A 23,449-nucleotide genomic window follows, 5' to 3' on the forward strand; every position below is an offset into this window, starting at 1 on the left:
CAATAACTTTACGCTTGAGATAGTTGGTTGTATAATATTTGTATAACAAAAAACTACGGAATGAAGGTCATGCTATGTACAATATCAAAGCTGCTGCTAAACTACTCGACATGCCCAAAGTGACCATCCGTTCTTGGGAAACGCGCTACAATGCCATCACGCCTGCGCGCACAGAATCGGGCCACCGGCTGTATTCTGATCAAAACTTGGAAGATTTGAAATGGCTGAAAATCCAAGTTCAGGAAAATGGCATGAAAATCAGCGAAGCCGTCAAGTTATTGCATACTTCGAGAAAACAGTTCTATCACCCTGAAGTTACCGATCACAAGGAACCGATTGAGTACGCGAAGCAAATTGAAGAACTGTATCAGGCCGCTGTAGAAATAGACATTGACCGGTTTAATTATTTGCTCGACTTGAAATTCTCGTTGTTCCATCACCAAACCGTTTTCTTTCACATCATCGCGCCACTCATGGTACGAATTGGCGCCGAATGGGAAAACGGCCAAATTAGCGTGGCACATGAACACATGATCACCAATATCATCCAACAGCGCTTTAACCAATTTTTCCGCATCTTCCCGGTTGCGCCTCATTTGCCGAAAGTGTTAGCACTTAGCCCGAGCGGCGAGCATCATCAGCTCGGCCTGTTATTGTTCTCCCTGTTCCTTCGGGAGAACGGCTTCCACGTAGTTTATACAGGTCCTGACACACCACTTGATGGCCTGGCAGAAATGGTGGCCAAGCAGGATTTTCAAATCGTCTGCATGTCTGTTATGACACCCAAAAGCCGTCCTGTTGCAGAACAATATATCAAAGAGCTTTCCGAAACAATTCCGAACCTCCACTTTTTGCTTGGCGGCCAAGGCATCGATTGTGATGACCAAAAGATTAACCGCTATTGCATCGGCACCACACTTGAATCCTGGCAGCAATGGCTCGAGGAATTCAAAACTGCCCGTACATCTTAACCGAATAGAAAAGCCATGAGCGAAGGATTCCCTCGCTCATGGCTTTTTTTACTGATTATCGATTTCTTGATATTGCTTCATGAAAGGGCCGCTGTCCGCCACTTCTGAGTGGTAAAGCGCTTTTAATGCAAAGCTTTTTTCAAGCTCCATTTCTTTCATCAACACTTTCAACCGTTGTTTTAGTTCCGGCTCCTGGCTGACCAGTTTTTCCATATTCGATTTAAAATAGCGCATCGTGATCCGCTCCTTTTCTATTATTATAACATGCCCAAATAAGCAAAAAGCGCATCCATCGACCGGATGCGCTTTTTCACATGTCTGGATTCTTGAATCATGTTTTCCGAAGCTTGAACCGCCCGCTTTCCGTGGGCTCGCGCCCAAGCCTCCTCGGTTTGCGATACTTTCGCTACGCTTAAGTATCGCAAATGAATGAACTCGGCATGCCTCGCTCATTCATGCCCTGCGGGGTCTCGGTCGTCTCGCTGATCCACAGGAGTCGGGCGGACGCTTCTACAAACACTTAGAAAGTTTACAAACTATTCGTTGTGTAACATTACTTGCTTTTTAATTTCAGTGACATATTCTAAGTATTTAAAAAATATGCGTTTTTTTAGCCGATTACGTGAAAGACGTAATTGACGAAAAACAGACAAGCAATCACATAAAGTGCAGGAGACACTTCACGCCATTTGCCGATTGCCACTTTTAGCACCGGATACAGGATAAACCCGATCGCGATGCCGTCCGCGATACTGTACGTAAACGGAATGAGCGCTACAATCAACAATGCCGGAAAGGTCTCGCTCATGTCCTTCATGTCGAGATTCTTGATGTTTTGAAGCATCAACCCACCGATAATGATTAAAATCGGCGCAATTGCGCTATCGGGAATGATCTTGATCAGTGGAATGAAGAATGCTGCACCTATAAACAAAAATCCTGCCGTCAACGAAGTTAATCCAGTGCGACCGCCAGCAGCCATCGCCGCTGCGCTTTCCACACTGGCCACCGTCGGGCTTGTGCCCAGAAATCCTGAAGCCATCGTCGAAACCGACGTCGCCTGGAACGCACGCGAATACTTTTCCGGGCGGCCGATAAAATTCACCTGTCCGTGGACAAGGCCGATGTTTTCAAACACCAGCACCATCGTCAAGGAAAAGACCGCTACCCAGAACGTCGTCGACAAGAAACCTGCAAACGACATCGAGCCGAACACCGCAAATGCTTCTGCCGGATTGACGCCTGGCTCGCTCACTTGGCTGAGGTCGATCATGCCGAAGAAATACGCAATGACCGTTCCGAGTACAATCGTGATCAAAAAATTCCCCGGCACATTGCGGATGAATAAAATGATCGCGAGCAAGAACGTCACAATCGTCGACAGCACCAGTGGATCCGATAGCGAACCGAGCGAAAGAATCGCCCCGTCGCCAGGACCCACAAGGCCGCCTTTCTCCAGACCTAACAGCATCAGAAATAGCCCAAGCCCAACCGTAATCGCTTCTTTCAGCGAATTTGGAACAGCCTCGCTGAGCATTTTCGAAAAGCGCGTAAACGCGACAAAGACGAAAATAAACCCTGAGACGAACACAACGGCAAGTGCTTCCTGCCAGCTAAGCCCCATCGACTGGACGAGCGTATACGAGAACAATGCATTGATCCCCATGCCCGGAATGAGCAAGATGGGCGCATTGCCCCAAAAGCCCATTAATAACGCTCCAACGACAGAAGCGGCAATGGTCCCGATAATGGCGTACTCGATCGGCATGCCGGACTCCGATAAAATCAGTGAGTTGACGGCGATGATGTAGACCACGGTGAAAAATCCGATCAAGCCGGCTGTCATTTCCCGCTTGATGGTCGTCCCGTTTTCGTTAAGACCGAAAAATCGGTCCATCCAATTTGCCATAAGACATACCTTCTATGAAATTAGCCCTCTCCCTACCCGCTCTGCCTGAAAAATCAGGTAAGCCAAGATTGAAGTGTAATCCTAAAAAAAGCCGCTGTCAAGGCTTTCTTCTTGAAAGGCAGCTGGCAGCATGCAGAAGCCGATGAAGCTTGCAATAAAGAAAAAAACCACCTGTTCCCTTGTCCATCTCATTAGATGAACAAGGAAACGAGTGGTTTTGATTTGCTCAAACAACGAGCGCTTGCTTAAACGAACATCCCAGCGATTGCTGCACTCAATAGAGACGCAAGCATACCGGCTGCAATGGCGCGCATGCCAAGGCGCGCAATTTCCGGGCGACGGCTTGGCGCCATTGCACCAAGACCGCCGAGAAGGATAGCGAGTGAGCTGAAGTTGGCGAATCCACAAAGCGCGAAGCTGACGATGATGACCGTCTTCGGAGACAAATTCGCGATTTCCGGAGCGAATGCCGTGTAAGCGACAAACTCGTTCAAGACGAGCTTCTGTCCGATAAAGCTACCGGCTTGCACAGCTTCTTCCCATGGGACGCCGATTGCAAACGCGAGCGGCGCGAAGATATAGCCAAGAATGCCTTGGATGGTGATGTTTTCAGCACCGAACCAGCCGCCGATGCCGCCAAGGACACCGTTTGCCAATGCGATCAACGCGATAAACGCAAGAAGCATCGCCCCGACGTTCAAGGCCAGCTGGAGGCCGTCTGAAGCCCCGCGTGCAGCTGCATCGACAACGTTGACTGATTGCTTGTCTTTTTCCATGACAAACTCTTTTTCTTCCACTTTTTCTTGTTCCGGGATCATGATTTTCGCCATGATCAAGCCGGCAGGTGCCGCCATGAAACTCGCAGCGAGCAAGTATTCAAGTGGAACACCGAGAAGCGCGTACCCTGCGAGCGTAGAACCTGCGACTGAGGCAAGCCCACCGGTCATGACCGCGAACAATTCGGACTTGGTCATATTCGGCAGGAACGGGCGGACGACTAGCGGCGCTTCCGTCTGGCCGACGAAGATATTGGCCGCTGCGGAAATTGATTCCGCTTTACTCGTGCCGAGCAATTTCGCCAAAGCCCCACCGAGCAAGCGGATAATGAATTGCATGATGTTCAAGTAATAAAGCACCGAAATCAAAGACGAGAAGAAAATGATGATCGTCAGCACTTGGAACGCGAAGACGAAACCAAAGTTTTGCGTATCAGCTGCAGGACCGAATACAAACGCGATCCCTTCACCGGCGTAATTGATGATGTTTTGCACGCCTTGCGACAATTTGAGCAAAGCTTGTCTGCCAAGTTCCCATTCCAGTACCATAAACGCAAACGTAAGCTGTATGGCCAAACCGCCGAGAATCGTCCGTGGCTTGATGGATTTTTTGCCATCAGAGAACAAGAAAGCGATTCCAAGAACGACGATGATACCGAAGATGCCCCATAGTAAATTCACAACTTCACCTCATTAAAAGTAGTTTTATCAGAAATTGAACAAATCATTCTTATTCATTGTCTGTCGTCAGACATCTTACCAAATCTGATAGAAGAAGTAAATGCACATATTGTGACATCTTCCGGTTATCACTTGCCTTGTTCCTGGGCCTTTGGATTTTTCATAAAAAATGCTAAAACGATGCCAATGGCACTCAAAACGCCTGTCACCATAAAGGACATATTGACCCCTCGAATCAAGCCCTCAACGCCGTAGCGCCCCGGATCGAGCGCGGCGCTGGTCATGATCGTTACCAGCAATGCCGTACCGATAGACCCCGACACTTGGCGCATCGTATTGCTCATCGCCGTGCCATGAGGGATAAGGTGATCCGGTAATTGGTTGAGCCCAGCTGTGGTTACCGGCATCATGACAAGTGCAACCCCTAACATGCGGATGGCATGCATAACAGCCAAATAGACGAATGTTGTTTCAGAAGTCAGGACTGTAAACTGAAAAGTTGAGCCGGTCACAATCGACAAGCCCGCGACTGCCAGCCATTTGCCGCCCACTTTGTCGAAGATGCGCCCGGCAATTGGGTTCATGAGCCCCATGATGATCGCTCCTGGCAATAATGCCAATCCCGATTCAAGTGCCGTAAACCCATGCATATCCTGCATATAGATCGGCAAAATCGTCGCACTGCCGATCATCGTGACGAACACGATAATGCTGAGTATCGTCGATAAAGTAAATATGCCATATTTAAAGACACGGAATTCCAAAATCGGCTGTTTGAGCCTGCCCTGCCGACGGATGAAAAACACTAAAGCCAGCATGCCGACACCGATTGTGGCAATTACGGACATACTGCCCCATCCGGCTGCCCCAGCACTTGAGAAGCCATAAAGCAATCCACCGAATCCTAACGTCGACAACATAATCGAGACGATATCGATTTTTGGGAAAGTCCGCTCCGTTACATTGCGTAAGAAGAAATACGCCAACGCTAAGTCAATGAGCGCAATCGGAATGACGATATAAAATAATGACCGCCATGGATACTGGCCGACCAAATAACCAGACAAAGTTGGCCCGATCGCCGGCGCGAAGGAAATGATCAATCCGAACATGCCCATTGCCTGTCCTCGTTTTTCAATCGGGAAGATGACGAACAGCACAGTTTGCGCGAGCGGTATCATGATGCCTGCCCCTGATGCTTGAACGATGCGCCCAACCATCAAAGTTGCAAAGCCAGGCGCCAGTGCACAAATAATCGTTCCGGCCGCAAATAAACCCATCGCAGCAAAGAATAGATGGCGTGTCGTATATTTATTGATTAAAAAAGCAGTGATCGGTATCATGACGCCGTTGACGAGCATGAACACCGTCGTCAGCCATTGTGCCGTATTGGCAGTGATATCGAGATCTCTCATAATATGCGGCAAAGCGGTGGCGAGCAGCGTTTGGTTCAGGATCGCTACAAATACGCCAGCCATCAATACCGCGAGCAACGGTTTTCTATATTTTTCTTCTAAGTCCAAAGTCCGCAAACGCATCGTCCCCTTTTCAAAAATTGCCCTTTCTCTCCTGCTTACCCCATCACGCAAGCTTTACTCTGCCTACAAACAACAAAAAGCTGCAAAGTCCGAAGACCTTGCAGCTTTTCATCAGGCAGTTGTTTTCTCGCCTTTACGGTTGAACAGATAATACAAGGCAGGAATCATGACGAGCGTGAAGATTCCTGAGAACATGAGACCCGCAATGATCGTCACGGCCAGCGGTTCAAACAATGGATCGCCAGAAAGTGCAACCGGCAACAACGCCACGATCGACGTCAAAGAGGTCAACACGATCGGCTTGATGCGCGCATAGCCAGACTCGATGATTGCTTCTTTAATATTGAAATCTCCTGTCAGGCGTCGCACTTCGACAAAGTCGATTAGTACCACTGCGTTTCGAACGACAATCCCCGTCAAGGAGACGATTCCCATGACGCCTAGGAAGCTGAGCGGCGTCTGCGTCAGGAACAAGCCCAAGATAGCGCCTGAGATGCCGAGGTATACAGCAATCAGGACAAGGAATGGCAGGCCAAACGACTTGAACTGGAAGGCGATGACAAGATAAACCAGCAATAGGACGACTAAGAACAAGATGCCGATTTCAGCGAAGAATGCTTCCTGATCGGAATTCTCGCCGCCTGTCGACAATTCGTAGCCGGCCGGTAAATCGGCGCGAGCGTTGTCGACGATTTCAAGCATTTGCGCTTCAAAGTCATCGGCTTCACCGAACGCACGAAGCGTGATGGCACGGTCTCCGGATTGATGCGGCACTTGTGCAAGTGTCGTCGTCTCCTGTGCCGTGAGTAGTTCGTCTAATGCGATCAGTTCAGGCGGACCTGGCTGTGCGGCAGCTGGGGGCCCCGCTTCACCGTCTTGCGCTTCTTCATCGCTTGCGGCAGACGAGGCCGGCAAGCTGAACGCAGAGAGGTCGATGGTTTCGCCTTCTGTAATACCCGCTTGTTTCAAGATGACTTGATAAGGGGTCTGGCCTTCATACAAGGTATAAAGCGGCACGCCTTGCGTCAATAGCTGCAATTGATTGGTAACGGTCGATAAGGCGATGCCGTTGTCTTCAAGCATTTGCTGTTCCGGCACATATTCAATCGCCGGTACCGCAGCCCCGAGGTTATCAGTTACAACACTCGCACCGTTTGCGAGCATCTCTTCTTCAAGCGTGTCACGGAGTGCGGCGAGTTCGTTGATGTCTTCACCTGTCGCCGTTACGGTCACTGGTGCGCCGACTGGCGGGCCTTGGACAATCGTATCGAGGAAGATTTCCGCATCCGGGTAACGTTCGCGAAGCTCTGGCTGCCATTTATCGATAAACGCAGAAGCGGAAGTCGCTTCACGGTCGATACGGAATGCCACTTGGCCCGTATTAGCGCCTGTGTTGTCCATGGACGCGGCAAAGAGATTTGGCAAGCCTTCCCCTGTGAAGACAGCCGTTTCGTTGACATCCGCGTCTTCAGAAGCGACTTCTTCAGTCACTTCCTGAATGAATGCATCGGTTTCTTCAATAGTTGTGCCTTCTGCGAGACGGACATTCATTGTCACTTCTTCGCGATCTGCTTCAGGGAAAAATTCGAACGGCGTGAACAGTGCCAGTGATAGCAAGGCTGTCGCAATGACCAATCCGCCAACCCCTGTCAGCCAAGGATGTTTTAAAACACCCTTTAATACTTTTTCGGAATACACTTGCGCCAGTTTTTCAAGCGGCTTGCCCAGGAAGCCTGGGGTATCCGAAATTTTGCGTTTTTTGCGCTTCGTGCGCAGATATTGCATCATCGGCACGAGTGTAATCGATAAGACCGTCGAAGCTAATATAGTCGTGATCAAGACACTCGGCAAGGCTTTGATGAACGCACCATTTCCTCCCGATAGCAATAATAGTGGAGAAAACGTCACAACAATGGCTAAACTCGACGACACGATCGACGGATAGACTTCTTTCACCCCGTTGATGGCCCCCGTTAGCGCATTATCGCCAAGCTTGTAGCGCCGCTGGATGTTGTCGTTGACCACAATGCTGTCATCGACCAATATCCCGATGGCAATGATCAAGCCAATAACCGAGATTTGGTTCAAATCGACGCCGAGCGATGGGATCGGAATCAGCCCAATCAAGACCGATGCCAGGACCGTTAACGCTACGGCAAATGCGCCGTACAGCGTAAGTCCTGCAGTTGTCACGATCAAGACCGCGAGTACCGCAATTAATAGGGAAATATAAAGCGTGCTGAAAATTTCATTGACGTTTTCTGCTTGAGACACATAACGTTCAGCTGAAATGCCAGCAGGCAAGTCTTCGTTAAAGCCATCAATCACTTCGCTGACGCGATCATCGACAGATGGCACATCTTGTCCAGTTTGCAAAAAGACTGTATAAGAAACGGACGACTCGCCTTCAAAGGTGACAATATCGTCAGCCTGCACTTCAGTCAGTTCGACCGACGCCACGTCTGCAAGCGGCACGGCAGTCTGGCCGACCTGCAGTTCGCGCAGTTTCTCAATGCCTTGACCTTGCTGGACGGTCAAGACGAATTGCTGCTCGCCGTCGCTATGGGTGCCAAGCGATAAAGGTTGATTGGCCTGCTGCAGGCTTTGTAGCACTTCAAATGGCTGCAATTGGTTTTCCGCCAATGCGTCACCATCTAGTTCAATGACGACTTGCTCTCCGTTTAAGCCTTTTACTTGCGTACCGGCTACACCGGATACTGCTTCTACTTCATCGGATAGCTTGGCAAGCGGCTCTTCGAGTTCAGCCAATTCCGCTTCATCCCCGGAGAACATGTAGGAGACCAGCGGGAAAGTCAGATCCAGCTTCTCGACACTGATGTCCTGCGCCTGGTCCGGGAAACTGCCGGCAGCGCGCTGTGCCTGTTGTTGAATTGAATTGATTAAGCCATCCGGTTCGATGCCATCTTCAATTTCCAGCGTGATAATAGAAGCCGAATTCGCTGAGATGGAATTCATCGACGCGATGCCATCGATGCTTTGCAATTGCCTCTCAATCGGGTTGGTAATGCTTGTTTCCACTTCTTCCGGCTCTGCGCCAGGCAAAATGGTGGAAATCAGCACGAGCCCTGGAGGCGTTTCGGGAATTTCTCGCTGTGGCAGTGTAAGAAATGTATAAACACCGACCAACATGAGGATCAGAATCAAGAAAATGAATAATTTACTGCGTTCAAGTATGTAGTGCATAAGGATTCTCTCCCTCCGATTATTGTATAACTATTGTATAACCGAAGAGTAGAAAGTACCACTTTAAACACTTGAAAACCGGCCGATTTTTTTCGGCCGGTTTTCGTTCACACTTTTTCAGGTCGGCGCTGTTTAAAGAAGTACGCCCCGATAAACATCAGAAGAGGCGGCACGATGCTCAATTTGAACACCCAGCTGTCATCTCCCATAAAGATTAAGCCCATCGGCAAAAGTGACGCAACCCCTCCCCAAAACAACGCTTTCCATGATCTTTTCCAAACGCCGTACAATCCGAGCAGCAATGCGGCAATGACCAGTGACCACAACAAGATTCCCATCAGCAGGAAATCCATCTCCATGCGCCTCCGTTCGGTTTTATACTTTAGTTATACTCCTTTTTATGATAAAAATCACTCATCAAGAGTGCTTTTTTACATTTTTATGCGAATATCCGGAAATAAAAAGCTTCCGCGGGATGTCCCGCAGAAGCTCTAAAAATCCAATTATAAGTTTTCGAAAAACAAACGCAGCACGTCGGCTCCGCCGATAAATGTGCCGAGTGAACTGCCGAGGTTGGTCAAGACGATGACCAGCAATACGCGGGTCACTTTATTGTCCCAAAAGCCTTTCACCGTGAAGACGTCCTTCGACAAAGTATCGAAATCGCCGACATTCGGGCGGCGCACAAACGCTTGTGTCAGCCCGGAAAACCAACCGGCCGCAACGAGCGGATTGAGCGAGGAGATCGGCGCGGCGACAAAGGCGGTGAGAATCGCGAGCGGATGGCCGAATGCGACCGCAGAACCGATGGCAGCCAGCGTGCCGTTCCAAAGAATCCAGCTGATGGCTTGGTCAAAGCCCGCTGCCGGGTTGGCATAGAACGTATAGGCAATAATCGACAAGATCATTATCGGAATCGCCCAGCCGATGATTTTCGGCCAGTTCGATTTTTTCGGCACTTCATTGAGTGCTTTCAAATCTTGATCACGGTAAATTTCTTGCGTAATGCCCGGAATATGCGCCGCCCCAAGTACCGCCACTATCTTTTGGCCGGGAGCCTCTTTGATTTTTTGCGCCAAATACTGGTCGCGTTCATCGATGAGCGGCTTTTTGATTCGCGGAAAGGCTTTGGTGAAATCGTCCATGACGGCATTCAAGGTATCTTGCTGTTTCATCTTTTCGAGTTCTTCTTCAGAGATCGATTCCTTGCTGAAAATGCTGAAAAACACTGAAGAAATCAGCTGGACCTTGCCCATCAACCCAATACCGCCCCAGATGCGGGAAAACGTCACTTGGATATTGCGGTCAGCGAGCACGAGTTCCGCCCCGGTTTCTTCTGCTGAACGGATACCTTGGATCATTTCAGACCCAGGCTTGATGCCGAACTGGTCAGCCAGGCGATTCTGAAACGAGGAAATCGCCAAGTTCATCAACAGCAAACTGGCTTTCTTGTCTTTGATGATCTTGAAAATATCGGTCTCTTTCCATTTCTTATCCTGCGTTACCGATTCATAGCGCTGCGCATCGAGTTCAATGCACACTGAATCCGGACGTTCGCGCTCGACCACTTCTTTTACTTGCTCAGCACTCCGCTTGGATACGTGCGCAGTGCCGATCAAAATCACTTGCTTGCCGTCCACTTCAAGACGGGTAATATTGTCTTCTGTCATTAGCTCTTCTGTCATGAGTGTACTTCCTTCATAGAATAGGATTTCTTCTTCATTTTTTCATGATGAAAAAGACTGTCTATTCTTTATAATGAATCACTAAGCGCAAAATATCAATCTTTTCGAAAGCTTATAATTCCGGGGCGTCAAAGGTATTGCCGCTATTGAGATCACCTGCTTGAAAGCCTTTATAGAACCATTCTTTGCGCTGCTCCGAAGTACCGTGCGTAAAGCTTTCCGGAACGGCATAGCCGCGCGTCCGCTTCTGGATCGTATCATCGCCAACTGCACTCGCTGCAGTCAAGGCTTCTTCTAGATCGCCTTCTTCCAAATAGCCCATGCCTTGAGCATGATGTGCCCAGACGCCCGATAAATAATCCGCCTGCAACTCCAGACGCACTTGCAATTGGTTGTATTCCGTCTCGCTTAGCTGATTACGCGCCTGCTGCACGTCTCCAAGCACACCGAGCAGATTCTGCACATGGTGGCCGACTTCATGTGCTACGACATACGCCATCGCAAAATCACCGGGCGCATTGAACTGGCGCTCTAATTCGTCATAAAAACTTAAGTCGATATACAATTTGGAATCCGCCGGGCAATAAAACGGCCCTGTCGCAGCACCTGCCATGCCACAAGCTGACTGGACACTCCCAGAAAACAGCACCAAAGTCGGCTCGACATACTCCATGCCTTCTTCAGCAAATACTTCTGCCCAAACCTCTTCTGTATCCGCGAGAACGACCGATACGAAATCGGCAAGTTCTTCTTCCCGCTCACTCGCCACATATGGTTCGGAGTTAGAATCCCCTCCGCCCTCGCCGCCAAGGATCGCCCCCGGGTCACCCCCGAGAAATGTGATCAACAAGACAATCAGCAAGCCGCCAATTCCGCCGCCGGCAAGAACCGGTCCGCCGACACCGCGCCCTCTCCTGTCCTCTACATTTTTACTGCCCGCTCGCCCTTTCCATTTCATAACCGAAACCCTCTTTCCGCTTTCATTTTAATAAAGCTATACCCGTTTCAGCGGAAGATTCAATCCCACTTCGGCAACCGGTAAATCAGAAACCGCTCGCGCGGATCTTCCGTCTCTACTGGCAGCTCGATGTCGCCGGTCCATTCAAAAGCGGTACGTCGTTCGAGAAAGTCGGTATACTCGACCGATGGATAAAATAACATCACGACGATTTCCCGTGGATGCTCCGCCACAGACGCCAAAATCCTGTCTATCACCGTCATAAAAACCGGATCGGAAAATGGATTGAAAAAATAAAACCAGCGATCTTCCGGCTGTACCTCATAGTTTTGCGCATAGCCATTGATGAACTCGATGTCCGGGTTTCCTTTATAATTTTTCAAGTTCCGAAGCGAAGCCTCGTGCAGCGATGGGTCGACTTCCACTCCTGCCGACGGCGTCCCAAACAGATGGTGCGCCAAAAAATTCAAGCGTCCTTTGCCACTCCCGAAGTCAACCAGCCTGCCGCTGCCTTTCAGCGGATGCGCACGGAATAATCGAGCTAGCCAGGCATAAGGCGTCACTTCGAAACGGTGCTCATGCATCGACGCGTTAAAGCCCATTTGTTCGCCGCCCGTTTGGATATTCAATTGACGGTCCATTTGCTGATCATTCATTTGAATGCCTCCCTTTTATACATCAACTCATATTCAAGGTTTATACCTAAATTTCCCACATATTACAAAATAAAAAACGCATTTCTACTTGCCATTCCCATTTCTTTCTGTTATATTACAGCTAATTCAATAATTTCTTGCTTCCTTAGCGGAGCGAGGATAGAGGCGCAAAAACCATCAGTACGCAACCCGAGGAGTATGGGCTCTTAGGACGGTTGCCGAAAGGGGGATTTGCCGAAGCGGCAGGATGCTCATATTCCTGTGCGCTGGTTCTGCACTGAAGAAGTGCCGGACTGTCATATAGGAAACTATATGGAGGGCTATCTGACGAACAGGAACGATGGGTAAACATTGTTTCTAACGGCAGCAACGGGCCCCCGTTGCTGCCTTTTTGTTTACTGCGGACCGGCCCCCACCTCTAACTTTTGAAAAAAACTTAGAAAAGGGTGTGTTCTCTATGAATTTCGGTCAAGTGATCACTGCGATGGCGACGCCATTCGATGCAAACGGTGAAATCGATTTTCAGGCAACAACAAATCTTGTGGAATATTTGATCAATAACGGCTCTGACGGCATCGTCGTCGCCGGAACAACCGGCGAATCGCCGACTTTGTCGATAGACGAAAAAGTGGCATTGTTTGTCCATGTTGTTACCGTAGCCGATGGGCGCGCGAAAATCATCGCGGGCACTGGCTCGAACAACACGCGTGCATCGGTCGCTTTGACCGAGCAAGCAGAGCAAGCGGGCGTCGACGGTGTCATGCTCGTCACTCCTTACTATAACAAACCGTCGCAAGAAGGCATGTATCGCCATTTTGAAGCGATCGCAAGTGCGACGACGCTTCCGGTCATGCTTTACAACATCCCAGGCCGCAGTGTTGTCAATCTATCGGTCGATACCATCGTCCGCCTGTCGCTCATCGACAATATCACCAGCGTTAAAGAAGCAAGCGGTGATTTGGATGCTGCTTCTGAAATCATCGAACGCACTGGCACTGGCTTCGCTGTCTATAGCGGCGATGATAGCTTGACCTTGCCGATGCTTTCTATTGGCGGAACCGGTATCGTGTCGGTCGCTTCGCATATCATTGGCAATGACATGCAAGACATGATCAAAATGTTCCGCACCGGCGATACGGTTGGAGCCGCTGCGCTTCACCGCCAATTGCTGCCGACAATGAAAGCTTTGTTCGCAGCACCAAGCCCAAGCCCTGTCAAAGCGGCACTCAACTTGATGGGAGTGCCAGTCGGCGGCGTACGCTTGCCGATGCTCGCTTTAACCGCAGAAGAAACCGCGACGCTGCAACAATTCCTGCCGTCCGCGAAACAAGACGCCGTCACCAATTAAAAAAAGCTTCGCCGCTCCTTTTTCGGGAGCAGCGAAGCTTTTTTTTAGTTATACATCTTTTCCAAGGCTCGTTTCAAGCTGCCCCCGATATTTAAGGTGCGCACATCAACGCCAAGTGCCGTCATGGATTGCGCCGTTTCCGGCCGGATTCCTGTCAGCACTGCTTCGACACCGATCAGCCCAAGCGACTGGATGATTTTGATAATTTGCTCTGCCACCATCGTATCTACACGGACAACTCCGGATAAATCGACAATCAAGGTGCTAATTTTCAATTCACTGGCAGACAATAAGGTTCGTTCTAAAATATAACGCGCCCGGTCGATTTCGATGCTGCCGACTAATGGCAAAATCGCAACTGAATCACTAATCGGAACGACGGGTGCGGACAATTCCAGAAACTCCTTACGCGCGGTTGCCAGATTTCGTTGATAAGAAGTGGTGTAAGCGTGAGTATAAGCATACGTCGCGTGATCCAAAAGTGCATGCAATAGTTCTGCTGCATCGTACGTTATTTCCGGGGAAATAGTTAAGCGGCGGCCTTCGCTTTTAATCAAAGTCGCGATGTGCTTTCGGTACAAGGCGGTTTCCGCAAGCGCCACGTCCAATGTCATGCCATGCGCTAAAAAGAAATTGCCGGTCGCAGTTCCCCATTTTTCCATATCCGCCATAATCTTCTCTTCATAGCAGCTATTCTGTATCGACGTCCCCAACAAATCGATGAAGCGGACGCGCTCTTCCAATACCATCGCTGAAAACTCCTGATTGCTCTCTAAAGTTTGTAATGATGAGTCCGCATGCCGCTCTTCCTGAATCAATCCTGCAATCATATATTTTTCCTCTACCACTCGTTTACCGAATAACACCATTTCCTTTTCCATGGCTACCTCCGTTAGTTGCTGACAGCTTTATTTCTTTCGATAGATTCATTATACCCAATGTCTTATACCTGAATAGTCTTTTATTGCATAAAAAATACCCGCCGGATGGCAGGCATTTTTAAAATATTATTTAGCGAACAATTTTTTCAATGTATCAGATGAAACGGCCCCTTCGCCGCCTAAGATCGTGTAGTAGGAATACTTCGTGCTAAAGTCTTGAATTTGCTCTTTAGAAGCGGCTGTTGGTGTTTTAGCCGTTAAGACCAAAGGCCCGCCATACAAAGCAGCTAAAGAACTTCCTGACAATGCATCCGGATAATTGGTGCCAGTTGCAATAAAGATCTCATTTGGATTTACAACGAATTCGTTTTCCAAAGCAAATTCGTTAAATTGTTGGTTTGTCTCATAACGAGTCGCACCTGCGAAACGAATCGGCTCTTCTTCGAACAACTCTTCAACTGCCGGTCCTACTGCGCTCTTACCACCAACGATAAGCGGCCATTCCGGCTGGTTTTCTTCAATGTAATCCGCAACGACTGTTGGAACCGCGCCAGTTGCCGGCACAAGAAGGATTGGATCTGCGAAAAGCGCTGCTGATGGGGAAACGGACAATGAATCTGCGAAGTTTGCGCCTGTAGCCACGTAAAGCGTGTCTCCCATGCCTACTTCTTCTGCGATGCTAACAGCAGTTTCGTAACGCGTCTTGCCGCTGATACGATCCACTTTTACGCCAAGATTCTTGATTTGAGTTTGGACTTTGTCAGAAATAGCACCAGTTCCGCCGACTAGGATAACGTTATCCGCACCCAATCGCTTCAACTCAGCTGCAAATCCTTCAGGCAATGAATCCTTTTTCGTCAAAAGCAAAGGTGAATAATGAAGACCTGCCAGCGGTGCTGCAGCTAAAGCATCCGGGAAATCGGCGCCAGTCGCAACTACTACTGTTCCAACACTGTCATCGTCCCAGCCGGAAAAAGAAACTTCCAAGCTTGTCTGGTAACGGTCGCTGCCGAAAATGCGTTCTGAATTGTCTTCCGTCAATGTGGCTGCAGAAGCTGCGCTAGTCGGTAAAACTGCTCCAAGAGCCAAAGCTGCAGTCAATGCTGCAGTCGTTAAAACTTTGCTATAAGTCATCGTTAATCGTTTCCCCATTCTGTAATGTATTCATTTCTTTTCCAATTATATGATATTTTACGAACATTACAATAGGTTTACAAAAATTTTTATTACTAGGCACAAATGCTTTTCTACTTTTTTCATTTCAATAAGCTTTTTGCAACTTCGTACTTTCTTCTCCCGAAAGGAAAAGTGTTTATTGCTAAGCTCTTCCAAGGCAAAATAAGCTGAAGGTTTATCGATTCTCGCTTTCCGGGTACATAAGCCATAAAGAAGCGACGGTTAAAAATGACCTTACAGGAGGATACAAGGATGCAAAAACACGGCCACAAAATGATCGGTACATTCGATGTGCAGGCGGAAGTGATTCACGAAATCGGAGAATTGAAAGCACAGGGATATAGAGAACAAGACATGTACGTCGTCGCATTGAACGGCCAACAGCTACAGATGGTACAAGGCCAGACAGATGTCCAATTGAATACGGATGAAGGCGACTTCATGGATAAGTTCAAATCGTTTATTTCCGGGGAAGACCCAACGAAAGATGCGCTCATTCAAATGGGGCTCTCTGATGCGGAAGCGGAACAATATTATCAGCAGATCCAAAACGGCAAGCTCGTTCTTTACGTCGATAGCGAATACGGCATGAACTACCGGAACTTTGAGGCTGCAGCGGCGAAATTGACTGGCAAGGAACAGGACGAAAACGCCTGAATAAAAGGGAAATATTCACAAAGCGTGTTTCTCGCCCATCCAAAATGAAATGAAAAGTTTTAGAATGAACACAAAAAGCGATTCCGAAAATATACGGAATCGCTTTTTTTGCTTTCCTTTAAAATGTCGTAAACAAGATGGCCACTAAGAAAAATATAACGACAACAGCTAGTAGAAAAGAAGGAATCACGATTACGAAAAACCCTTTCCACGCTGAAAATCGATGCGCTTCTCCCACTGCCTTGCATTGAATGACGAAGGTCCAAACTGCGACGATAGACGAAGCGGCTAGAAGTATAAAACCAATTACCATGCCGATACCCGTATCCGCTTGTGTCTGGAGAGGGTCATTTTCCATATAAAATGTTGCTGGTGATGCCAGGAGCCAAATCAGCCACATCGGCAAAAGCCAAATTTGCGGAATGCTTGAGGTGGTGACTGCCCGAAACATTTCCGTATAAGTCCCGACCCCGCCGAACAATTTGCCGAACAAAAGATAAATGCCGGAAGCAATCGAAATCCCAACTAAGATAGCAAGGGGTCCTAAAAACAAAGATCCGAGGATGACCGTCACTGCAGAAAAGATTTGTTCCTCACTCGACGCACCCGAAAGTCCCCCTGCAAAACCAGTCAAAATGAGCAGAATGATAATAAAACTTGTCCGCTTTTCTTCAATAACATAGCGGACGGTCTCGCGCGGACGTGTCCAAATAGCCGTAAACGGATTTAATTGAGTGTATTCAGTCGCTTCACGCATGCCATCGACCACCCTGATGTTCTTTTTCTGTAATATTCATGAGCACTTCCCCCTTATATTTCCATCTAATCATATTCCACTATTCTTGTAAACAACTGGAAGAATAGATTCTGCTCCTATAAAAAAAGCTCAGGCACACTTGCCTAAGCTTTTCGGTGATCGCCGGGAGGTTTCTCCCTTTCCTCTGTCGATTCATGCAGAATTCCACTATGCGCCGCTTCAGGCGGCAAATTTTCAAGATTGACCCTAATGAAACGCACTGAACGTCTCTCCCTTACTTTCGGTGCCATTCGTGACAATAAGCGCACGGTTTTCATTCGTTTGCCCACTTCCACTACTTCTCTCGGCTCATCGATCAAGTCAAGGATCACTTTAGCTGCTTGCCGGGGATCGTTCATCGACTTCATATCGACGACTTTCCCTGAATAATTCCCTGCATATTCGAACCACGGTGTATCTGTTGCCCACGGGAGCACCGAACAAACATGGATGTTGTGGTAGCCTTCGAGTTTCATTTCTTCATTGAGCGCTGAACTGAAACCCAGAACGGCATGCTTGCTGGCGCTGTAGCCGGTAAAATAGGGAAAAGAGACATCACTCGCTACCGAGCCAATATTGATCAAGGTGCCGCTGCCGATTTCTTTAAAATGGCGAAGCGCAAAATGACTGCCGTTGACTGTTCCTTTGACGTTCACTTCCACCATGCGCGTGAGATCTTCAAGCGGAATAGATGTGAACGGGCCAATCACTCCCACACCTGCATTATTAATCCATACATCGATTTTCCCAAAACTGGTCAAGGCTTCCTCAAACAACCAAGCGACATCCGCTTCACGACTGACATCCATCGTTACGGCAATGGCATTTGGCCCGAGTTCACAAGCAAGCGCTTCGATCAAGCCGGTGCTGCGTGCTGCCAGGACTAAGTTGGCCCCGTCCATAGCCAATTGCCTTGCCACTTCCTTGCCGAGCCCACTGGAGGCACCGGTGATAACGATTGTCTGGCCGCGCCGTGATTTTTCCTGTGCCATGTCGCCTCCTCCTTTCTTCACAGCTCTTCTTGTTGTTCAAAACGCTCACGCAAATCTCCCGAAACCGCACGCCCTTCCTCAACCGGCTCATGCAGGTTGCCAGAAGTCAGCCCCGCTGCCGGAGCCGATTCGATCATTTCTTTTAATTCCTGTCCGCTGAGCCCCTTCGAAAGGGTTGGCACAAGCTGCCCAAAAATAGCCGCTGCTTTCCCTTTGCCAACTTCCAAGTTTTTTCTCGGTTCATCAATCAAGCCGAGAATGGCTTCGATTACTTTGACCGGGTCATCCGGCGGACCGACCACTATCTCATGCCCAGAATAATTAGCTGCATGTTCTGTCCATGGAGTGTCCGTGACCCAAGGGTCGATGGAGCAGACATGAATATCCGGAAAATCTTCCAGCCGAAGCTCTTCATACAAGCCATCCGACAAGCCGCTGACGCCAAATTTACTGCCGGTATAAGCAGCTCCATAGGGCATCGGTATTTTGCTTGCAAATGACGAAACATTAATCAAGGTGCCGTACTTCTGCTCCCTGAATCGGCGCAACGCAAAATGGCTGCCGTACATAGTGCCCAGCATATTGACTTCGACTATGCGATTCAAATCGCGCAGCGGCGTGTTGGTAAATGGACCGTAGACACCGGTTCCAGCGTTATTGATCCACACATCGATGCTGCCAAAATTGTTTACCGCCGCTCTATGCAAACTTTCGACATCTTTTGCATGACTGACGTCTGCGGTTACAGGAACGACCAATGGACCCAGTACGCCTGCCAGTTCCTCGATCAATCGCGTCCTGCGGGCAGCAATGACCAATTTCGCCCCTTCTCCCGCTAAGCGCTCAGCCAACCCACGGCCGATTCCACTTGACGCTCCGGTAATGACTACAACTTTTCCACGCATTGAAGTGTTTGCCCCCACAGTACCCGCCTCCTTCTTAGAAAAGTACAGAGTTTTATCTATAAATACCCTTTTTAAATATTCAGAAAACCATTTATGGCAGTGCTTGAGAAGAACAGTTCTAAAGGTACGGATACAAGAATCACACCTCTACCTAAACACCTACGAAAGGAGAGGGTTTGACCGAAAGTTTCCCATACAAAAAGAGCAGCACTTGTATAAGTGCTGCTCTCCAGAGTGTTGAAGAAGTCCATAGTTCGCTCTCAATTATGAAAGAGCGAACCTTTCTCTATGTCCAACAATCAATGACCACTCTAAGTATTTGGAGAAGCGTTCGCTCGACTCCTGTGGATCAGCGAGACGACCGAGACCCCGCAAGACGCGAAGCGGCTGAGGAGGCTTGGGCGCGAGCCCACGGAAAGCGAGCGATAAGCTTCGGAAAATACGACTTTATCACTTTCTCGATTACCTAAAGAGCAGCACTTGTATAAGTGCTGCTCTCAGAATAAGTTTGATGCGCTTATGCTTCTGGCTCGATCGCTGCGCTAAGGACAACTTCTCCCTTAGGCGTAGTGTTCCCGCGATTCGGTTCCAATGTGACTGCGATGGTATCCCAGCCTTCTGTGTCTTCTTCTAGACTGAAGAACACGGCGCCTTCATTTTCCTGGCTCGGCGTGAATGCACCGGTCGGAATCGGCTTACCGTCTTTCAGCAGCCATACCTGATAGACTTCGTCTCCACTCGTCGGCTGCAGCTGATTTGCCTGAACTAAAAGGTTCAGCGCCCCTTCTTCATGGACCAATGCAGCCGTCCCTGCTCCTGCAAATGTTTCACTTGCCTGCAAATCCACTGTCTCAAAAGCAACTTCAGGTGCTGTTGGAGCGTTTGGCTGATCGTTTAGTTCGTAAAACGCGTAGGCGTTTCCGAGCAGCGAGACGAGCAACGCTGCTGCGACGAGCGGTGTCCACTTTGAAGTCCGGAAGCCCCGTTTTGGCACAGCCACAGGAGGCGCCGTTTTTTCACGTATTGGCGTCGGTTTTTCGATAGGCGCATCTTGCTCACTCTCATCGAAGACCGTATCCAAAATACGAGCTTTCATGCCGGCATCCGGCTGTACCGGTTCCGCGAGATAAGGGAGCTCTCCTGTCGCATCTACGATATCACGACATTCCGGACACTCCGCTAAATGTGCTTCAAATTGTTTTTGTTCTTGTTCGTTCAAAGTGCCGTTCAAATAATCGATCAATTGATCACAATTCACGTTTGTCATCCAGAACTCCCCCTTCCTGCACTGCTTGCAAGGATGTTTTCAATTTTTTCAATGCTAAGCGTATTCGACTCTTGACCGTTCCGAGCGGAATGCCGCATGTTTCTGCGATGGTTTCATGTGTGTAGCCTTTAAAATAAAATAGTTGTACCATTTTCTGTTGCTCCTCCGATAAATGCCGGACGGCTTGATGAATCTGGTCGCTTTTCTCTTGCCATTCGGCAGTTTCTTCCACTGAAGACTCTGTGCTTTCCACTTCGGCAATCTCATCCAATGGAACAGATGGTTTTTTCTGCTTGCGGATCAAATCCACTGCCGAATTACGCGACATCGTTACTAGCCAGGCGACAAACTTGCCCTTGCTTTCATCATAACTGCCGATTCCCCGCCATACTTTGACGAATACTTCCTGCAGCGCTTCTTCTGCCAAATCCCGATCACGCGTCATTTTACACAGGTACGAATATAGCATTTTTTCGTAGCGGTCGTACAATTCCTCAAGCGCATCCTTGTCCTTGCTCCTGACGCGCTCGTATAGCAATGCATCTGAAATTTTTTCCATACCGTTTCCCCTTTGTCGCAGATTTCGTATACTTAGCTTACTACACTCTGCAGCATTTAGGTTGTGTAACTCTTTTTTGGTTCTTACTTATTCAACGCACAAGAGGCCAAATTAGTTCACTTTTCCTGATTTTTTCTTTCGCACAACAAAACGGCTGTCCGTAATCGTCCATTGCCAAAAAACACATTAAAAAAGTGATCCAAACAACGAATTTTTACGTTATTACTATAAGAGGCCATTTAGATCACAAACGGCCAAGTCCGGCAAGAAAGCAAAGAAACCTGAAGCTTTCTGTTTCCAAAGCCGGCCATTATCATTCAAAATGAACATATTGATTAACGAACGATGGAAGGTGGATGTGCAGATGAGACAATATTTAATCATGGGATTGGCTACAGCTCTTTGTATTACCCTATTCTTCATTCTCGACCCGTTGAATAGCCAAGATTCACAAAAGACCGAAAGCCAGACGGCCGACACCACCCAGACAGCCGCTAAACCGGCTGAAGAAAAAACGCCAAGCGAACGGCTTGATACCCAGTATAAAGACAAAATTGCTGAGTTTCCTGTTCGCCCCGTGCAACAGGAAAAGCTGGCAGAACTGCGCCAAGAACGAATCGACAATTTGCTCGGTATGAAACCGGTACGCATTTCAATTCCTTCTATAGGAGTCGATGCCGCCATTGAAGAAACCGGCGTATTGGACAACGGCGAGATGGGCGTCCCGGATGATGTCGACCAAGTCGGCTGGTTCGCTCCAGGCTTTAAAGCAGGCGCAGAAGGCAATACCGTTCTTGCCGGCCACGTTGACAGCCTGACAGGCCCCGCCGTCTTTTACAAACTAGATCAATTGAAAACAGGCGATCAATTTACGCTGACAGACAAAGATGGACGCGAAATGGTATTTGAAGTGCGCGGCACCTCAAGTTACATCACAGACGAGGCACCCGTACAGGAAATCTTCGGACGTTCTGACAAACGTATGGTGAACCTTATCACATGCACTGGCGATTACAATCGCGATATCGGTTCTCACGAAGAACGCCTAGTCGTTTCCGCAGAACTCATCTCCGATTCGGCCATGAAAGAACAAGCACCTGACGCTCCTGATAACGTGAAGCTTAATACAGCTTCATTATCATGGTACGCCGTTCGTGACGATTCTGTTGTTGGCTACCGTGTCTATGAAGAAGATATTGAAAGCGGCGAAGCAGAGAAAATTGCAACCATCTCTTTATTCGAACGCAAAAGCATTGCGCTTGAAGCCGACGAATCGAAACGCTATTACGTCGTTTCTGTTAACGTCGACTTGGAAGAATCCGAAAAAGCTTATGTAGCTGAAGAATAGCAAAATCCCTGTCCAGCATTGCCGGACAGGGATTTTTTTGCGTTCGACGCTGAGTGCCTAGGGTGAGCCGACGCGACATGTGAAAATTTCTATCTAGGTATCATATAACTCCCCTTGCCCCGACATCTGCAAGCAAATGCATCGCAAAAAACATTGCAAGCAGATGCGTCTCAAATGAATCGGCGGCGATTAGTAAAACGAATCTCGAGTTAATATTCAGTATTCAGTAACATTTTTATAAAAAACGTCTCGTTACTTTAGCTCACGCTCAACCAGGGAAGCGATTCCCCCACTAGCCGGAACGATGTATGGAAGCCGATTCTAATTAAACATACACATCTTAACGAAATCTCTGAGCCGCCGAGCGCCTAGGGTGAGCCGACGCCGCAAGACGGATGCTCTTTCCGGCTTGAGGCATGAGGCCATCCCAAAGCCCGGGCGGCGCCTCTTCCATAAGACATCCATCCAAAACCCAAAACATTTCCACACCCCTCGTCCGACTCTCAGCAAGCGATTCCAGGATAGAAAAAGCTTAACTGCCTTTCTTAAAGCTCAGCGTCGTCACTGTCAGAAGAATAGTCACCATACCGATAATCTGGACAATCGCCAACTTATCGCCAAGCAGCCCAATCCCGAACAACGAAGCCGTCACCGGTTCTACTATCGCAATAATCGATGCAGTAGAAGGAGCGGTCCACTGAATGTCGATCGTAGGCCGGCAAGCAATAGCCAAAAACCAAAGAGCATCACTTGAACTGAATACAGAAGCCGCTTCCTCGACATTTATAAAGAAGGCAAAAACGACACTGAAAGCAATAAAAGCAAAAGTCAAAACCACCTGTGGCCTGGCGTTTTCAGAAGCATTCTTGAAATCAAATATGAACAAGGTACCGTAAAGCCCCGCTCCAAGACCAGTGGCGACACCAATGAGATTGACTGTAGAAGAGCCCTTATTATAGGCTTCCGTCAATAAGACGATGCCCGTGAGAACACTGGCGATACAGCTCCATTTAAACCAAGTCGGTTTTTCCAATTGATTGATTGAAAATAATTTCTAGCCAGAAATTCTTATGTACGTTGTTTTTTCCATAGAAAAAACCGGAGAAGCTTGGGGCTTCTCCGGTTTCCTAAGTTATGTCGTT

At 48.5% G+C, this 23,449-nt stretch carries 21 protein-coding genes and 1 riboswitch; of the genes, 4 read left to right on the plus strand and 17 right to left on the minus strand.

Features of this window, described 5'->3' with window-relative positions:
* Positions 1-74 precede the first annotated feature (74 nt).
* The gene (locus BBI11_RS14410) at positions 75-971 is read left to right on the plus strand and encodes a MerR family transcriptional regulator (RefSeq protein ID WP_068464959.1); all 897 of its coding nucleotides are present in this window, start codon (positions 75-77) and stop codon (positions 969-971) included.
* A gap of 48 nt (positions 972-1,019) precedes the next feature.
* Here the strand turns inward: BBI11_RS14410 and BBI11_RS14415 are convergent, their stop codons facing one another.
* The 9 genes from BBI11_RS14415 to BBI11_RS14455 form a co-directional block, all read right to left on the minus strand.
* Complete coding sequence (locus BBI11_RS14415) at positions 1,020-1,205, minus strand: hypothetical protein (protein WP_068464962.1); 186 nt, start codon at positions 1,203-1,205, stop codon at positions 1,020-1,022.
* Positions 1,206-1,581: 376 nt separating this feature from the next.
* Positions 1,582-2,880, minus strand: coding sequence for an NCS2 family permease (locus tag BBI11_RS14420; RefSeq protein WP_068464964.1), 1,299 nt, complete (start codon positions 2,878-2,880; stop codon positions 1,582-1,584).
* Positions 2,881-3,125: 245 nt separating this feature from the next.
* Positions 3,126-4,337, minus strand: coding sequence for a NupC/NupG family nucleoside CNT transporter (locus BBI11_RS14425; protein ID WP_068464967.1), 1,212 nt, complete (start codon positions 4,335-4,337; stop codon positions 3,126-3,128).
* A gap of 128 nt (positions 4,338-4,465) precedes the next feature.
* The gene (locus BBI11_RS14430; RefSeq protein WP_237150353.1) at positions 4,466-5,815 is read right to left on the minus strand and encodes a DHA2 family efflux MFS transporter permease subunit; all 1,350 of its coding nucleotides are present in this window, start codon (positions 5,813-5,815) and stop codon (positions 4,466-4,468) included.
* Between the two features lie 171 nt (positions 5,816-5,986).
* Positions 5,987-9,079 carry an efflux RND transporter permease subunit gene (locus tag BBI11_RS14435; RefSeq protein ID WP_068464974.1) on the minus strand — a complete coding sequence of 1,031 codons (3,093 nt, stop codon included), beginning with the start codon at positions 9,077-9,079 and terminating at the stop codon, positions 5,987-5,989.
* A 107-nt stretch (positions 9,080-9,186) separates the two neighbouring features.
* Positions 9,187-9,432, minus strand: a complete 246-nt coding sequence (locus BBI11_RS14440) for a hypothetical protein (protein ID WP_068464976.1) — start codon at positions 9,430-9,432, stop codon at positions 9,187-9,189.
* A gap of 150 nt (positions 9,433-9,582) precedes the next feature.
* Complete coding sequence (locus BBI11_RS14445; protein WP_068465825.1) at positions 9,583-10,749, minus strand: TraB/GumN family protein; 1,167 nt, start codon at positions 10,747-10,749, stop codon at positions 9,583-9,585.
* 127 nt (positions 10,750-10,876) lie between these two features.
* Entirely contained in the window at positions 10,877-11,722 is an 846-nt protein-coding gene (gene ypfJ, locus BBI11_RS14450) for a KPN_02809 family neutral zinc metallopeptidase (RefSeq protein ID WP_068464980.1), read from the minus strand.
* Positions 11,723-11,781: 59 nt separating this feature from the next.
* A complete protein-coding gene (locus tag BBI11_RS14455; RefSeq protein ID WP_068464984.1) occupies positions 11,782-12,378 on the minus strand; it encodes a class I SAM-dependent methyltransferase in 597 nt (198 codons plus the stop codon).
* A gap of 152 nt (positions 12,379-12,530) precedes the next feature.
* Positions 12,531-12,709, plus strand: a riboswitch (Lysine riboswitch).
* A gap of 126 nt (positions 12,710-12,835) precedes the next feature.
* On the opposite strand from BBI11_RS14455, the gene dapA reads away from it, so the two are divergent.
* Positions 12,836-13,726: a 4-hydroxy-tetrahydrodipicolinate synthase gene (gene dapA / locus BBI11_RS14460; RefSeq protein ID WP_068464987.1), complete on the plus strand. Its 891-nt coding sequence runs from the start codon at positions 12,836-12,838 to the stop codon at positions 13,724-13,726.
* Positions 13,727-13,770: 44 nt separating this feature from the next.
* On the opposite strand, the gene BBI11_RS14465 is transcribed toward dapA, so the two are convergent.
* Entirely contained in the window at positions 13,771-14,607 is an 837-nt protein-coding gene (locus BBI11_RS14465; protein ID WP_068464990.1) for an STAS domain-containing protein, read from the minus strand.
* Between the two features lie 126 nt (positions 14,608-14,733).
* Positions 14,734-15,759: a cell wall-binding repeat-containing protein gene (locus tag BBI11_RS14470; protein WP_083389114.1), complete on the minus strand. Its 1,026-nt coding sequence runs from the start codon at positions 15,757-15,759 to the stop codon at positions 14,734-14,736.
* 276 nt (positions 15,760-16,035) lie between these two features.
* Here BBI11_RS14470 and BBI11_RS14475 point away from each other — a divergent pair, with 276 nt between their 5' ends.
* Complete coding sequence (locus BBI11_RS14475) at positions 16,036-16,440, plus strand: YflT domain-containing protein (RefSeq protein ID WP_068464996.1); 405 nt, start codon at positions 16,036-16,038, stop codon at positions 16,438-16,440.
* Between the two features lie 118 nt (positions 16,441-16,558).
* Here BBI11_RS14475 and BBI11_RS14480 read toward each other — a convergent pair whose 3' ends face one another.
* The 5 genes from BBI11_RS14480 to BBI11_RS14505 all read right to left on the minus strand — a co-directional run bounded on the left by BBI11_RS14480 (position 16,559) and on the right by BBI11_RS14505 (position 20,959).
* A complete protein-coding gene (locus tag BBI11_RS14480) occupies positions 16,559-17,209 on the minus strand; it encodes a Yip1 family protein (RefSeq protein WP_208597157.1) in 651 nt (216 codons plus the stop codon).
* A gap of 131 nt (positions 17,210-17,340) precedes the next feature.
* Entirely contained in the window at positions 17,341-18,228 is an 888-nt protein-coding gene (locus BBI11_RS14485) for an SDR family NAD(P)-dependent oxidoreductase (RefSeq protein ID WP_068465003.1), read from the minus strand.
* A gap of 17 nt (positions 18,229-18,245) precedes the next feature.
* Positions 18,246-19,151, minus strand: a complete 906-nt coding sequence (locus tag BBI11_RS14490) for an SDR family NAD(P)-dependent oxidoreductase (protein WP_237150286.1) — start codon at positions 19,149-19,151, stop codon at positions 18,246-18,248.
* 499 nt (positions 19,152-19,650) lie between these two features.
* On the minus strand, positions 19,651-20,400 hold the full coding sequence (locus tag BBI11_RS14500) for an anti-sigma factor (protein ID WP_068465009.1): 750 nt from the start codon (positions 20,398-20,400) through the stop codon (positions 19,651-19,653).
* Positions 20,381-20,959 (minus strand): RNA polymerase sigma factor, encoded by a 579-nt coding sequence (locus BBI11_RS14505; protein WP_068465012.1) that lies wholly within the window; start codon positions 20,957-20,959, stop codon positions 20,381-20,383. Before BBI11_RS14505 ends, BBI11_RS14500 begins: the two co-directional genes overlap by 20 nt.
* 364 nt (positions 20,960-21,323) lie before the next feature.
* On the opposite strand from BBI11_RS14505, the gene BBI11_RS14510 reads away from it, so the two are divergent.
* Positions 21,324-22,307: a class F sortase gene (locus BBI11_RS14510; protein ID WP_068465014.1), complete on the plus strand. Its 984-nt coding sequence runs from the start codon at positions 21,324-21,326 to the stop codon at positions 22,305-22,307.
* A gap of 532 nt (positions 22,308-22,839) precedes the next feature.
* Here the strand turns inward: BBI11_RS14510 and BBI11_RS14515 are convergent.
* Positions 22,840-23,340, minus strand: a complete 501-nt coding sequence (locus BBI11_RS14515; protein WP_156889082.1) for a DMT family transporter — start codon at positions 23,338-23,340, stop codon at positions 22,840-22,842.
* Positions 23,341-23,449: the final 109 nt, after the last annotated feature.

It is taken from the genome of Planococcus maritimus (assembly GCF_001687625.2).
In the GTDB taxonomy this organism is placed as follows: Bacteria; Bacillota; Bacilli; order Bacillales_A; family Planococcaceae; genus Planococcus; species Planococcus maritimus.

What these genes read in the sequence shown, in the direction of transcription:
- BBI11_RS14410 (WP_068464959.1), top strand. Translation starts at nt 75, where the DNA reads ATGTACAATATCAAAGCTGCTGCTAAACTACTCGACATGCCCAAAGTG.
- BBI11_RS14415 (WP_068464962.1), bottom strand. Translation starts at nt 1,205, where the DNA reads ATGCGCTATTTTAAATCGAATATGGAAAAACTGGTCAGCCAGGAGCCG.
- BBI11_RS14420 (WP_068464964.1), bottom strand. Translation starts at nt 2,880, where the DNA reads ATGGCAAATTGGATGGACCGATTTTTCGGTCTTAACGAAAACGGGACG.
- BBI11_RS14430 (WP_237150353.1), bottom strand. Translation starts at nt 5,815, where the DNA reads ATGGCTGGCGTATTTGTAGCGATCCTGAACCAAACGCTGCTCGCCACC.
- BBI11_RS14435 (WP_068464974.1), bottom strand. Translation starts at nt 9,079, where the DNA reads ATGCACTACATACTTGAACGCAGTAAATTATTCATTTTCTTGATTCTG.
- BBI11_RS14440 (WP_068464976.1), bottom strand. Translation starts at nt 9,432, where the DNA reads ATGGATTTCCTGCTGATGGGAATCTTGTTGTGGTCACTGGTCATTGCC.
- BBI11_RS14445 (WP_068465825.1), bottom strand. Translation starts at nt 10,749, where the DNA reads ATGACAGAAGACAATATTACCCGTCTTGAAGTGGACGGCAAGCAAGTG.
- ypfJ (WP_068464980.1), bottom strand. Translation starts at nt 11,722, where the DNA reads ATGAAATGGAAAGGGCGAGCGGGCAGTAAAAATGTAGAGGACAGGAGA.
- BBI11_RS14455 (WP_068464984.1), bottom strand. Translation starts at nt 12,378, where the DNA reads ATGAATGATCAGCAAATGGACCGTCAATTGAATATCCAAACGGGCGGC.
- dapA (WP_068464987.1), top strand. Translation starts at nt 12,836, where the DNA reads ATGAATTTCGGTCAAGTGATCACTGCGATGGCGACGCCATTCGATGCA.
- BBI11_RS14465 (WP_068464990.1), bottom strand. Translation starts at nt 14,607, where the DNA reads ATGGAAAAGGAAATGGTGTTATTCGGTAAACGAGTGGTAGAGGAAAAA.
- BBI11_RS14470 (WP_083389114.1), bottom strand. Translation starts at nt 15,759, where the DNA reads ATGGGGAAACGATTAACGATGACTTATAGCAAAGTTTTAACGACTGCA.
- BBI11_RS14475 (WP_068464996.1), top strand. Translation starts at nt 16,036, where the DNA reads ATGCAAAAACACGGCCACAAAATGATCGGTACATTCGATGTGCAGGCG.
- BBI11_RS14485 (WP_068465003.1), bottom strand. Translation starts at nt 18,228, where the DNA reads ATGGCACAGGAAAAATCACGGCGCGGCCAGACAATCGTTATCACCGGT.
- BBI11_RS14500 (WP_068465009.1), bottom strand. Translation starts at nt 20,400, where the DNA reads ATGACAAACGTGAATTGTGATCAATTGATCGATTATTTGAACGGCACT.
- BBI11_RS14505 (WP_068465012.1), bottom strand. Translation starts at nt 20,959, where the DNA reads ATGGAAAAAATTTCAGATGCATTGCTATACGAGCGCGTCAGGAGCAAG.
- BBI11_RS14510 (WP_068465014.1), top strand. Translation starts at nt 21,324, where the DNA reads ATGAGACAATATTTAATCATGGGATTGGCTACAGCTCTTTGTATTACC.